Origin of the sequence: Rhodococcus sp. OK302 (genome assembly GCF_002245895.1) — a bacterium.
GTDB lineage: Bacteria > Actinomycetota > Actinomycetes > Mycobacteriales > Mycobacteriaceae > Rhodococcus_F.
In genome coordinates this window covers 489,715-502,879 of sequence record NZ_NPJZ01000002.1, presented here as the reverse complement: position 1 = coordinate 502,879, position 13,165 = coordinate 489,715, and the positions used below count along the sequence as shown (strand labels likewise).

Annotated in this window: 13 protein-coding genes; 12 read left to right on the top strand and 1 reads right to left on the bottom strand. The window is 62.7% G+C overall.

Annotated features, from left to right (window positions below):
* Positions 1–230: 230 nt before the first annotated feature.
* Positions 231–2,924 (top strand): SdrD B-like domain-containing protein, encoded by a 2,694-nt coding sequence (locus BDB13_RS30205; RefSeq protein WP_176459813.1) that lies wholly within the window; start codon positions 231–233, stop codon positions 2,922–2,924.
* Between the two features lie 104 nt (positions 2,925–3,028).
* Entirely contained in the window at positions 3,029–3,706 is a 678-nt protein-coding gene (locus BDB13_RS30200) for a class F sortase (RefSeq protein ID WP_094275672.1), read from the top strand.
* Positions 3,707–4,069: 363 nt separating this feature from the next.
* On the opposite strand, the gene BDB13_RS33715 is transcribed toward BDB13_RS30200, so the two are convergent.
* Positions 4,070–4,468 (bottom strand): DUF2020 domain-containing protein, encoded by a 399-nt coding sequence (locus tag BDB13_RS33715; protein WP_094275935.1) that lies wholly within the window; start codon positions 4,466–4,468, stop codon positions 4,070–4,072.
* Between BDB13_RS33715 and BDB13_RS30190 the strand changes: the two genes are divergently transcribed.
* From BDB13_RS30190 to BDB13_RS30145, 10 genes are all read left to right on the top strand, one after another.
* Positions 4,434–5,072, top strand: a complete 639-nt coding sequence (locus BDB13_RS30190; protein ID WP_094275671.1) for an MspA family porin — start codon at positions 4,434–4,436, stop codon at positions 5,070–5,072. The two genes, BDB13_RS33715 and BDB13_RS30190, sit on opposite strands and share 35 nt — an antisense overlap.
* Before the next feature lie 43 nt (positions 5,073–5,115).
* Complete coding sequence (locus BDB13_RS30185; RefSeq protein WP_094275670.1) at positions 5,116–5,448, top strand: hypothetical protein; 333 nt, start codon at positions 5,116–5,118, stop codon at positions 5,446–5,448.
* Positions 5,445–6,146: a hypothetical protein gene (locus tag BDB13_RS30180; RefSeq protein ID WP_094275669.1), complete on the top strand. Its 702-nt coding sequence runs from the start codon at positions 5,445–5,447 to the stop codon at positions 6,144–6,146. Before BDB13_RS30185 ends, BDB13_RS30180 begins: the two co-directional genes overlap by 4 nt.
* A gap of 205 nt (positions 6,147–6,351) precedes the next feature.
* The gene (locus BDB13_RS30175) at positions 6,352–6,675 is read left to right on the top strand and encodes a hypothetical protein (protein WP_141210773.1); all 324 of its coding nucleotides are present in this window, start codon (positions 6,352–6,354) and stop codon (positions 6,673–6,675) included.
* Positions 6,672–8,990 (top strand): hypothetical protein, encoded by a 2,319-nt coding sequence (locus BDB13_RS30170; protein ID WP_094275667.1) that lies wholly within the window; start codon positions 6,672–6,674, stop codon positions 8,988–8,990. Before BDB13_RS30175 ends, BDB13_RS30170 begins: the two co-directional genes overlap by 4 nt.
* 278 nt (positions 8,991–9,268) lie before the next feature.
* Positions 9,269–9,841: a hypothetical protein gene (locus BDB13_RS30165; RefSeq protein WP_141210772.1), complete on the top strand. Its 573-nt coding sequence runs from the start codon at positions 9,269–9,271 to the stop codon at positions 9,839–9,841.
* Positions 9,842–10,298: 457 nt separating this feature from the next.
* The gene (locus tag BDB13_RS30160; RefSeq protein WP_141210771.1) at positions 10,299–11,087 is read left to right on the top strand and encodes a hypothetical protein; all 789 of its coding nucleotides are present in this window, start codon (positions 10,299–10,301) and stop codon (positions 11,085–11,087) included.
* A gap of 94 nt (positions 11,088–11,181) precedes the next feature.
* Positions 11,182–11,601: a hypothetical protein gene (locus BDB13_RS30155; RefSeq protein WP_094275664.1), complete on the top strand. Its 420-nt coding sequence runs from the start codon at positions 11,182–11,184 to the stop codon at positions 11,599–11,601.
* Positions 11,602–11,908: 307 nt separating this feature from the next.
* Positions 11,909–12,409, top strand: coding sequence for a hypothetical protein (locus tag BDB13_RS30150; RefSeq protein WP_094275663.1), 501 nt, complete (start codon positions 11,909–11,911; stop codon positions 12,407–12,409).
* 70 nt (positions 12,410–12,479) lie between these two features.
* Positions 12,480–13,157: an SMI1/KNR4 family protein gene (locus BDB13_RS30145; RefSeq protein ID WP_094275662.1), complete on the top strand. Its 678-nt coding sequence runs from the start codon at positions 12,480–12,482 to the stop codon at positions 13,155–13,157.
* Positions 13,158–13,165: the final 8 nt, after the last annotated feature.

Here is a 13,165-nt window from a genome sequence, read left to right as displayed (position 1 = left end):
GAACCCCAAAGAAGGTTCTTAAGGCCAGTTCAAAGTGATTTTTCTCGGCGTGGAGCCAATCGCCCGGAGCAATCTCAAGGAAAACCTGAACACGAATGGATCATGTTAGTTTCTCAACTGCACACCGTCTGGTTTGCTCAGTTCTGCCCTTGTCTCGACTGCATATTCGCGCACTCTGTTGCGAGCCGTCCCGGGCAGATTCTTCACGTCTTGACAGAGAAAGTAATTACATGGCAATCGGTACGGCCGCGTCGTACGCGGCACGAAGACTTCTCGCTGGAGTTCTTGCTCTCACGCTATTGCTGTCCGGGCTGGTGCTCCTGCCAGGATTCCACGGGATTGCACAGGCAGACCCCGCGTCGGATTGCGAGGCCGGCGGATGGAGCAACATCCACTGGAAGCCAGGCGCCTCGAACATCAAGGACGGTGTATTCACCTCCGACGCCGGCGGTACCACCGATATCGAGTGGGATTGGTCGATCAAGAACGGCATGGGGCAAGGCGAGACGTTCGACCTGGTCCTACCGACCGAACTGAAAGTATCCAACCGCACACTGCCGATGAAGGCCTTTGCGCCGGACAATGTCACCGTTGTCGCCACCGGCGCCTGGAGCGCCGACGGCAAGACGTTGACCATGACTCTGACCCAGTATGCCGACGAGCATGCCAACATTGCCGGCAGTGCCTGGGTGCAGGTGGGCTGGGATCGGTCGCTCGTCAACGACATTGTCGACGTGCCGCAGGACTTCCCGGGCATGACCTTCGGCGGTTGCGGCACGGGCACTCTCGACGGCCATGTCAACGCCGGCAGTGGGGTCGACCCGAATCCGGGTCCCGGATCGAACTACTTCGATTCTTCGAAGTGGGGTTCCTGGAAAGATGAGACCCAGGGCAGTTCCTCGTTGAAGGAGCAGATCAACTGGAACTTTCAGGTCGGCACCCAGCGCGAAGCCGACTACGCCGGCACCGAGTTCGTCATTACTGACACGCCGCAGCCCGGCTGGACCCCTATCTGCGACTCGTTCAGGCTCTGGAGCCGTACTTTGGTACTGGTCGCCGGCAAGTACGAGGTCAAGGACACCCCGCTCGGCGATCGCGCCGCCATCGAGTGCAGCGCCTCGCAGATCAAGATCACGGTGCGCGGCGCAACCCCAGGCGCTCCTGCTCTCGTCAAGGGTGAGGGCCTGATCGTCGGTTTCAAAGCTGACCTGACGGAGGACTTCGCGGATTTCCTGCCGATCCAGAACACCGTGGGTGGTTGGGACGGCGACAAGACCTGGTCGGCCTCGCTGCGCCAGAACAGCGGCGCCGTGGGCGTCGGAACCCTCTCCGCGACTGTGGGCAACTACGTCTGGTTCGACGAGAACAAAGACGGTCGCCAAGACGGCAACGAGCCGCCGATCGCCGGCGTCAAGCTGGCGGTGTTCAACGAGGACGGAACCCCCGTCACCGTGAACTTCCGCGATCACCCGTACAACAACACGACCACCACGAACGCGAACGGCCTCTACTACTTCACCGCCCTGACGCCCGGGCATAAATACACAGTGAAGATCGTCCAGGATGATCCGGGCACGATCACCGCGCTCAAGGGCCTGACACCGACCCAGGAAAACGTCGGCGACCGCGCGGGTGACTCGTCCACCTGGACTTCCACCTCGGTGAATCTGCCGAAGCAGGGCGACAAGGACCTGACGCTGGACTTCGGATTCGTCAAGTCACTGGGCGCCGTCTCTGTCGGCGACTACGTGTGGCTCGACACCAACCGCGACGGCATCCAAGACTCGGATGAAACCGGCATCGGCGGCGTCGTGCTGCGCGTCCTCGACGAGAACGGCAAGCCCGTAACCGTCGACTACAAGGGTGACCCCTACACGAACACCACCACGACGGACGCCGAAGGCAAGTACAGCTTCGAGGGCCTGGCCTCCGGACACAAGTACACCGTCGAAATCGTCAAGGACGATCCGTCCACCGTCGCGTCGCTCAAGGGCCTCGAGCCGACCCTGACTGGCAAGGGCGATCCGGCAACGGACTCCTCGTCGTGGACCGCCGAATCGGCCCTGCTGCCGAACTCCGGCGACAAGGACCTGACGCTGGACTTCGGATTCGTGAAGTCGAAGGGCGCCGTCTCTGTCGGCGACTACGTGTGGTTCGACGCGAACAAGGACGGACTTCAGAATGTCGAAGAGTCCGGTATCGAAGGCGTAGTGCTGGAGGTCCTCAACGAGGACGGCACACCCGTCACCAAGAACTACCTCGGTGAGGACTACGTCAACACCACCACAACGGACAAGAACGGCAGGTATTCCTTCCAGGGTCTGACGCCCGGGCAGAAGTACACCGTCGAAATCGCCCAGGATGATCCGTCAACCAAGGAAGCACTCAAGGATTACGTGCCGACCAAGGCGAACGCGGGTGCCCGCGACAAGGACTCGGATTCATGGTCCTCGACGTCGGAGAACCTGCCTGAGATCGGCGATCAGGACATGACGCTGGACTTCGGCTTCGTCTCTCGCGCGGGTGGCAGCGTCGGGTCCATCGGCGACCTCGGCTCCATCGGTCTCGGATCCATCGGTCTCGGACTGGGCAGCCTTGGGCTGGGAAGCCTCGGATCGGGCAGCCTGGACAATCCCGGCGGATCGCTCGGCTCGAGTGTTCCGGGGACCCCGGGTACTTCGGTCGCACCGACCACCACAGTCGCACCGACCACGACGGTCGCACCGACCACATCGGATCGGCCCACCGCGCCGAGCGTAACGGCGACGCCGGGAAGGCCTGGTCCGACGGGTGAGCGTCCGCACGCGATCGACGGTGGCGGTGCCGGTATCGGCTTCAACTCCGCGACCGGGTTCGGCCTCGCAGTGCTGCTCCTCGCTGTCGGTGGCGTCGGCGCTCTCGTGGCAGTTCGCCGCACGCGCTGAGAGTCTGACTGAACTGAAGTAGAAACACCCGGCCTCGGTGCTCAGCACTGAGGCCGGGTTTTCGCTGTAACCGTCGACGGATCTCGAGACAAGGAAGGGCCAACATGACCGAATCCGATGGGCCACGATCAGCAGGTCGCCATCGTCGAACTCGCCCGCGCATTCGCTCCGTCGTCGGCCTGTGTCTTGCACTGGCATTGTTGGTGACCGGAGCAGTGATGCTTGCTGTAGACGCTCGACGTCCGACTCCGGTCGACCCGCACCCGCCGGGAGTAGCTCACGGCGAGAGCACCGGGCAGGCGCCGGAAGCCATCGACCGGGACGCGTTAATAGAGCCGAACACCCTGGTATTGAACCGGATTGGTGTGAGAGCGCCGATCGTGGACGCGACGGTGCCCGGCGGCGTGTTGACCCCGCCGGACGACGTGTCGATGGTGGGTATCTGGGTGGACGGCGCGCCGCTGGTGGCCGATGAGGGCACAACGCTGTTGGCAGGACACGTAAATCTGGTGGGTCAGGGCAACGGAGCCCTGTTCAACCTGGCGTTGATGCAACCTGGGGACATTGTCCGTACCGCAGACAGTGAGGGGCGTCCCATGTCGTGGCGGGTGACCAGTGTGGTGGACCGCCCGAAGGTCGACGGTATCGAGGAGAGTGTCCTGGACGGGCCCACCGGGCCGCGGCGGCTGGCGGTGGTCACGTGCGGAGGCGATCTGTCCTACGCGAACGGGGTAGGCAATTACGAGGACAACGTGTATCTATATGCGGATCAGGTCAACTGACCTGAGGGCCGTCGGCGGATACGGATCAATCTTGTTAACTGCACTATTCGCAGTACGGGCCCAGCGCTCACGAGTGTCGGCGCGTACGAGCCGCAGGGAGGAGATCCGCCGTATTCCGGACATCGACCCGCCATGGACACAATCCACGACGCAGAAATCCAGGCCGGTTGTGCCGCTGCCGCAGCGACTGAAGATATCGATCGATTGATAGACGCGACAGCTTCGATAGGAGCACCCGATAAATCGGCGAATTCGATGGCACTGTCGTCGGATCGGGAATGACTCGGTGATGATGTTTTCGCTGTGAGTGCAATCGTCTTCTGAAAAATGCAGGCCTCTTCTGAAACTCACAGAGTTCGTCGATCACCGCGGCCGCAAAGCCGGCTGCGCCTTCACCGATTGCGGTCGGGTCGTCGACACCAGCACCGCGACCGACCCCTTCGATACGGCGTAGCCCTCACCCGCGTCCCCTCCGAACCGTCCCCCTGCCCAGCCCGACGGCTCGGTGGCCGGAGCGGTATTCGACACCGGTGCGGCCAGGTTCACCAGTTCCACAGCCACGGTTACTTCGATGAGGTGTTCTTTCCGCTCATGCCAACAAGATTCGCCATGAATTAGCCGGTGCCGGTCTGGGGCCGGTAGGTGATGTGTTAGTTTGAGAACTGGACGGTCGGTAATATCCGGATCGTGTGTTCGCGGAACGTATTTCAGGGTGGGAGAATCCTTTATGTCTGCTATGTGGCAGAAGTCTGTCGTGTCCATGGTCGCTGCAGGCGCGGTAGTGCTGGGGACCTGCGGGGTCGCATCGGCGGAGCCGACGAAGCTGGAGTCGAAGTCGGATTCCAAGACCACCGACGACGGTTGGGTGTTGGCGGTCTCGGCGACGGAGTTGTCGGCGAACCCGGTACCGAACCTGGCCGCGTCGCGGTTCACCCGCGAGGGCTTCCTGTCGTCGAAGACGACCGGCACGATCACCGGCGCGGGGACGGCTCCGGTGCGGACCGGCTACATCGAACAGGGTCTGCAGGTCGGTTGCGCGGTCGACGTATCGTCCGGTGTGACAGCAGGTTTGGCGATGACGATCGGTCCGAGTGTCGGCATCTCGCTGACGGGCCCGAACGCGGGGTTGAACGCGAACATCGGTCCGTCGATCTCGGCGCAGGTCAAGCTCGGCACGATCACCACGATCCCGCTCGGCAAGAAGGACCTCGAGGGCGCGAGGGCGTCGGTGAGTACCTCGAACCTACACGTGAAGGTCGATGGTTGCTTCGGTGCGGTGTCGATCCGTTCGTACTCGATGCTCGCGGCCTCGACCGCCACCTCCGATGACAGCGTGTACGTGTACTCCGAGCCGACCTGGCTCTGACCACAGACTTTTTCGGGGACGCCACCACAGGGGAGATCTGTCGATGACGCACGCCACGACACGCACGCACGACACCAGCAGAGAACGCGACGACGATCCAGGCGACGGCGACGCCCTCCTGGCGCCAGCACCGAGCACGACAGCCCAGGGCGAAGGCGCCCGCCTCGCGCGTGCGGCACTGTCGCTGGCGGCCGGGCTCGCGGTGCTGATACTGGTGTTCGCGAACCTCGACCGGGTCGCCGGCTGGGCGGCCGAGCACGGCACCATGTGGGTGTATCTGGGGTTGTTCCTGGTGATGTCGATCGCGGGACGGCTGTTCTGGTGGGGCACCGACACCCTCACCGCGCACGCGGTCACCGCGGAGGCGGACCGGTGAGCCGGGGTGCTGCCGCGGTCGCGGTCGGCCTGGTCGTGCTGATGTCGGGATGCTCGAGCGGCGATGGGACCGCGGATGCGGTACAGCCCGAGGATCTGCAGCCACTGATGTTGGCCGAATCCGATTTTCCGGCCGGCTCGCAGTACTACCCGGTTCCCGATCCGGCAGCGTACGGGCGGCAGCTCGCCGACGCGATCTCGAACACCACCTTCGAGCCTGCCGACTGCGCACAGCCCCGCGAGGAACAGGCACGGATCGAAACCGTGGCACCCCAGGCGGCCGCGAACGCTCAGACCACGACCGGCGACATCTACGTCACCGCCGTGTCCACCGGGGAGAGTCAAACACCCGCGCTCGTCGAGCGAATGTTCTTCGGTCCGTGTTCCACGGCCGTGACCACGCGGACGGTCGACGGGACACCCGTGGACTCGACGGCGATGGACACCACCCGCCTGGATCCGCCGTCCGACCTGGCGGCGGACGAGGTGATCGTGTATCGGCAGCGGGCCGAGGTCCGCTCACTGATTCCCGGTGACACGTCTTCTCCCGCTACGACATTGAGGATCGTGGGTCACGCCTGGGTCGGGCCCTATCGGGTGATGCTCGAGCAGACCCCATCGGATACGAACACCTCGCCGCGGGCAGAGCGGGACGAGTTCGACGCGCTCCTGCGGGCGGCGGTCGCGAAACTCGATTGATCCCGCCCCCGGGGCGGCACACCTACACGGTCCACTGCCCCGGGGATCGGTGCCGTTCGAGAGCGGCCGAGCGATCGGCACCGACGGTGCCGATCGCTCGGCGCCGGCAGGGATCGAGCATGCCCGCCGGCGCCTGCGGGGACCGCCTGAGAGCACCAACAACCGCCTGAGAGCACCAACGAACCATCACGGGGGAAGAAAGACGATGACGCAGACCACGACACGCACACACGACACCACCGGAGAACACGACGACGACACCCTCCTGGCCCCAGCACCGAGCACGACAGCCCAGGGCGAAGGCGCCCGCCTCGCGCGTGCGGCACTGTCACTGGCGGCCGGGCTCGCAGTGCTGATACTGGTGTTCGCGAACCTCGACCGGGTCGCCGGCTGGGCGGCCGAGCACGGCACCATGTGGGTGTATCTGGGATTGTTCCTGGTGATGTCGATCGCGGGCCGCCTGTTCTGGTGGGGCACCGACACCCTCGTCGCGAACGTGGTCTCGACAAGCCGGAAGACGAACCGGTGAGCCGGCGGGTACGTGTCGCCGGAATCCTCGCCGCGGGTGCACTCACCACCGCCGCCGCCGGCGCGTTCAGCGGCGCGCTCGCACTCGCTGCCCCGCCGGCCCACGCCACCCCCGCAGAGGACTGCGAAGCCGTACGGGCACGTGATCATCAGATCTACCTGAACATGATCGCTGCCCTACCGCCGGGTTCTCCGATCCCACCCGAATACATCAACCCGTGTCTGACCGCACCGTCCACCACGACCGCGCCGCCGGCGCTACCCGGGCAGGCAGGCCAGAGAGGACAGGCCGGGCCCGGTCTGCAGGTCGGGGCGAACGCACCGACACTGATGCCCCGCTACAACGGCACCGACATCGTGCCGGTCCCCGGCGCGGCCGTGCCCGCAGCACCAGGCGCACCAGCAGGTGCCGAGAACACACCGGGACGAGATGTCCCCGGCAGCAGTGCCGGGCCGGACACGGCGGCGCCACAGCCGTCACTACCTGGAACATCCACTCCAACAGCGACTTCCGATCGCGGTCCCGGACCTGTTCCCGCCGCCAATGACGTTCCGGTGCACCCGGAATCGGCACCGGTCGCCGTCTCCCCCACCGACCCGGGCGAGGGCCGAAACCGGTTGCTCGAACTCGCTCTCCTCGGCGCGGCAGCCTTCGCCGCCGCCGGTGCCGGTGCCGGAGTCCGGGGCCGCCGTACACCGTTCGGTGCGCGGGCACCGGAATCCGTTCTCTCCCAAGCCGTCGGCACTCTTGCGGCACCGTTGATGCAGTACGCGCCCGGTGGCCAGTCCCAGCTCAGAGTCGCCGATCCGTTCAATGAGGGAAGTCGGTTCTTCTACCTCATCCACGACCGGACCTCCTCGCACGAGGCGGAAATCCCCGTCACAGTCCCGCCCGGCGGGCACATGGCGGTGAATCCGGACAGCTCGGTTACCGTCTTCGATGCCGACGGCAGTCCCGTCTCTACGGTCGAGGCTCCGTGGGCGTACGACGCCAACGGCAAACCGATCCCGACCCACTACGAGGTTCGGGACGGGAAGCTCGTTCAGGTCGTCGACACCACCGGACTCAATCCTCTGTACCCGATCCTGGCTGATCCACTGACCCCGGAAGAACGCGCGACGCTGGAGGAACAAGCGGGTTTCATCGGTCCCATGACCCCGGCAGGTGAACAGGCCCGGAAGAATGCGCAGGCCATTCTGGCTGCCAATCCCGTCCAGGCAGCGGCCGATCCGGCGGACTCGGACTTAGCGCAGTTGATGCTCGCCGATCCCGACTCGCAGGTCTCCGAACCCCCGATCACCGACACCGGAACAGGAAACCCACTCGGCGACACCATCCTCGCCAATCAGACACAACAACCCGTCACCTCCACCAATGGCGGAACCGACTACACCACCGAACCTGCCGATCCGGCAGACTCGGACCTGGCGCAGTTGATGCTCGCCGATCCCGACTCGCAGGTCTCCGAACCCCCGATCGCCGAAACCGGAACCGGAAGCCCTCTGGGCGACGTCATCCTCGCGGAGCAGACGCAGCAACCGGTTACTTCCGGCTACGGCGGTCAATCGATCACCGCATATCCGAAACCCGAGTATTCGGACAACATCGAATCAGAACCCGCATTCACCCTCGACCAGGCGGAGACCGAATCACGTCCGGCCCAATCCACCAACTACAACTTCACCCGAGAACTGGTAATCAGTCCACAACAGCAAGCTGCGAATCAACTGGCCCGAGCGCACGGTGACGTCCCCGAAGACTTCACCGGTAATGTCCCGCTGACCGCGCAGGAACAACTCGCCGATCTTGAATGGCACATCAACAGGTTGCGTGATGCCGGCTTCTCCGATGCCGACATTGTCCGGGTTCTCGACGGCACCGAGTACTCGCCGGATATCCCCGGTTCCGTACTTGCCGGCGGATTGTCGACAGCCGAACTCGCCGCCAAAATGTCCTCGCGCGCAGTCGAGCCCGGGCGACACGCGATCCGCGCCGCCGAAGCACTCGAAGCGTCTCGGCTTCTCGGGCGGTTCGGGCGCAGCCTGCCTGTCGTCGGCGCTGCGGTGAGTGTCGCTGACGGCGCACTAACCCTTGCGGACGGAGGTCCGATCCCTGAAACTGTCGGGGCATCCGGTGGAGGAATCGCCGGAGGGATCGCAGGTGCCTGGGCCGGTGCAGAAATCGGCGCCGCAGGAGGTCCAGTCGGCATACTCATCGGAGCTGGTATTGGTGGGGCCCTCGGCGTTGTGGGGGGTGGTGCAGTAGGTCATCTGATTGGCCGCGGAGTCCGCGCACTATGGACAGGGACCAGATGATCAGGACTACAACCTCCACCGAAACACTGCCCGCGCAGTGGGCACCCGCGACGACCCGTAACTCAAGGGTTGTGCGCTGGGCGATGGCTGCGTTCGCCGGGTTGGGTTCTGTCGCAATGCTAGCCACCGGCGCACCTCATCCTGCACTGTATGTACTCATCCTCGTGATGGCCGCGGTGTCGTGGGCGATGATTCATCACCGATCGATCGCTCGCTGCCTTCCGATCGATCGAATCCCAGTCCGTATCCGAACGGGAGAGACCGTGATTCGGAGTTCGATGACATCACAGTCGATCATGCTTGTCGCCGCACTGATGTTCATCGCTACCGGAGTGTTCTTCGTGTGGGGGTATGTCAACGGCGTCGTTTTTACCAGCGGAACCCGAGAGATCCCGGCCGTCGTCCTTCTGCTGCTCGGTGGTGCCAGCGTTGCCACCTTCGCCGGAGCGATCCTGGTCCACACAGTCATGATCGCTATGAACCCCGAAAACCGTGCCGTATCGGTACGAGTCAATACCGACGGCATCACCCTGGATCGAGGGTTCCACCGACACATGAGATGGGACCAGGTCATCTCGATCGAACCGATCGAGGAACAGAAGACCTCCCTGATACCGAGTTACAGCATCCGCATCGCCTACCGCGAAGACCCGACTGGGAGCGGGCGCCGATCGGTGCGAGTTCGCCGCTACACCTGGCACGGTATCTGGATCTCGACCGACCCCGTCGCGACACTGCACGCACTACACACCTACTGGTCCCGCCCCGACCTACGCAGTGAACTCGGCACCCAGGCCAGCATCACTCGCTTCACCGAACCGACCCCACTCTCGGACGGAAACCGACCGTGATCTGGGTTCACTGTCCAGACTGCTGATCACCCGCAAACACTCGATCTGCGCACCTGCCGTGTTCGTCGGAGCCACTGCACTCGGCATCTCGGCGGTGCCGGCGATATTGCCTGATTCCGCTTCACCGGCTGTCTGGTCGACTGTTCCCGCGATCATCGCAGCAACGTGGGGGAGGAAAGTTGTCACCGGATTGTCCCGACTCGCCCATTCTCGGGGTACTTCCACTACGACAGGAGCGATCGTGAGGACAGGAGCGATCGTGCCTACGCCACCACCGTGCCGTGACGCTACATCTCGATTGACTGTGAAGGTCATGTCGCGGAAGGGACCACCGGAAGCCGAGTCGGTCACCGCGGCACTCAGCGCGCGCTGCAGCTACTTCGAAACATCGATCCGATCTCCGACATCGACTTATGAGCAACGAGCAACGAGCAACGACCTCGAAAGGGAGATTCTGGTGACCGACAAGAAACCCCGGATACCGACAATCGACGAAATGCGTGCACAGTTCGATGCGGATTCGATCATGAAAGCCGCAACACCACGCCGGGGACGCGGCGCGGCATGGGAACGAGTCCTCGAGTCCGTTGCGGCACGGCTCGGATCCGAATGGACCGTGATCGGACAAGGCCTGCACGCACAGCTCCTTCACGTCCCGATCGGATGGTGGTTCGACACCGTCGCTTTCGACCCGATTCCCAATCGCGAACAGTTGTACTTCAGCCACCAACCCCTGATGAAGCCCCTCTCGCCTGAAGTGATCACGATGCGCCAAGACCTGTACGAGCGCCTTCACCGCAATACGTCTCACGCCGGCCAGCGACTCGACATCTTCGACACCGATTCCGCGGTGGAATTGGTGTTCTGGTGGGCGTTGGGACCATCCTTGACGGCCTTCACGGATCGCTCGATCGAGCGAGTCTCAGCCGGTAAAGAGCTCGTCTACGCGGCACGGCAGGAACAGCCGCACTCCGATTGGACGGTCCTGGCAGGATTACGTGTCATCGCCAATACCGGGTCTCCACTCGACGTTATCGACAACGCGTTGGATTCCCTCGCCGGGCGGCGTATCAATGACGATCGACTGATTCCGTTCTGGCACGAATTCCGATCGGTCGCCGAATCCGACGACCGGGCGAAGAGCTTGCGGTGGCTCGATCACCACCGACGAGCAACGGTGCGAGAGCACTTCCCGTTGCCGGATTCCGCATTTACCGACGCTCTCGCCGGACTCGACGACCAGTAGCGGGACAACTCGATACCTCGCACAAGGTGCTGACGGCCTTACGCCGCCTGCACTTTTAATTCATCAACTACATGTCAGGCAGAAAAGGAATTCAATGGACCACTGGATCGTCATCCCTGAACAGCCAGGCATCGTCGGCGAACGTACCGTCGTCGACACATCGACGCACCCTCCGACCGTCGACCGTGCGCACTTCGTGTTCACCCGGCCTCCCGTCGACGGATTGATCGGTGCCGGCCCGCTACTACTGGTGGACCGCGAAGCCGCAGAAGCTCTCGAAGACAACGTATTCGGTGAAGTATCCCTACATTCGGCAGACCTCGACACCGACCCGGCGTCCGGACTGGTCCAGGTTCCGGACTACGTGTGGTGTCAGGTGCACGGTGAGGCCGGAATGCTCGACATCGGCCTCACCGACGACGGCCGACTCGTGACCTCGGGGCAAGCACTCCTGGTGCTCCACACCTTCGGTGGCGGCATCGAGAACGCCACCATCACCGAATGGAACGCATAGATTCGCCAGTCGCGACCCGCAACAAATTGCCCTAGATTTTCGACACGAGTACTCCACAAGACGTGACTGCGCACTGGCCGTGCCGCCCACGCCGATCAACCGGTACCCCTCCTGACAGACCTCACAGTGGCAAATAATTCCGCGGAGAAAGTGCTAAAAAGTTCCCAAAGGCACAAGGTAAGTGGCGTCGTCCCTGTGGCTGAAAGCGGCGAGGTGGAAACCGTCCGAATTGTAAGAGTGATCGTTGAGCGCGTCCCTCGCTGGACGAAGTGACCCACCGCAACAACGGAGACAAGGGAACGATCTCATGGCAATTCCCACCTACATGGTCACCCACAGCAGCGGAAACATGTCCTTCGGTTCCGATGGCGTTGCGGAAGGCATGGCTAAACGACTGCCCCGCAACCTCGACGGAATCAAACGGTCGTACATCATTCTCGAGAAACTGCCGCGCCCCGCGTGGCCGGACAATCTCACCACCGCCGAACGGGCCTCAATGGGACGCACCTACTGCCAATGCGCCGGCTCAGCCGAAGGACTCGCCGTCGAAGTCAGCATCGACGACGAATCAGGACGCACCAGCTACGCGATCGGCCACGGCGGACCACGCGACGGCGAACCCGACCACGGCATCCCGTACAACAACGGAACCAGCGTCATCCCCGTCTACGCCGACGAAGTACTCACCCCCGACGAAGCCACCGAAATCCTGCTGTCCTACATCAAAACCGGAGCCATCCCGCCGCGATTCATCACCCGCGCCCTCACGCTGCCACCCCCAACTCAGGAAAACACCGCCCCTTTCTGACGCTCTGGACAGCAGGGCAGATCGTCAACTCGGCGGCGTCGCTCGCAGCATACGGAAGGTTGGAACAGTAGTGGATCTGGAAAAAATTTCGAGATACGTCGCTTCGCCAGAGCTTGTCGAAGTTGAGGATCTAACTCCAATGGAACAGGTGGCGCTACCGGACTACTGGTTGAATGCACTAACTGGCGATACCGCGTTTCGAGTTTCGGAAACATTGAGTCAGTGGAATAATTTTGGCCGACCGATCTTGGGTGATACATACCGAAACATTAAAGAAACTCTGACCGATGTACGGTTACTGAAATCGCAGAACAGATTCTTCCTCTTGTATGATGTAAAAATGGTAGATGGGACTGATCTCCACTACCTTGGCGGGGCGCCCGTCTCCGAAGGTGACGAACTTCCAGCCTACTGGAATAAATTCCCTCCCAGCCTCAAGAATTTCTACGCCAATTTGCACAATGGTTGGTACTACGTTGCAGGTAAGACTGTCGGCCCGCTTCCTCTCGAGGACATGTTTCGCATCGACTCCTTTGAATGGTCAATTTTGGATGGACTGTCGCCTGATGAATATCCTGATCCATCTCGCTGCGTAGCAACATTCAGATCTGGGGGCGGCGGCTACCTCTGCTTGCACTTTGGCGAAGAAGCCACAAAAGGTGTTGTGTGGTCATCGACGGAACCGCCCGAATTGGTTGATTACTCCACCTACCTTGATATCTGGACGAATGTCGGACTCGGGGCCTAGTCCGAATT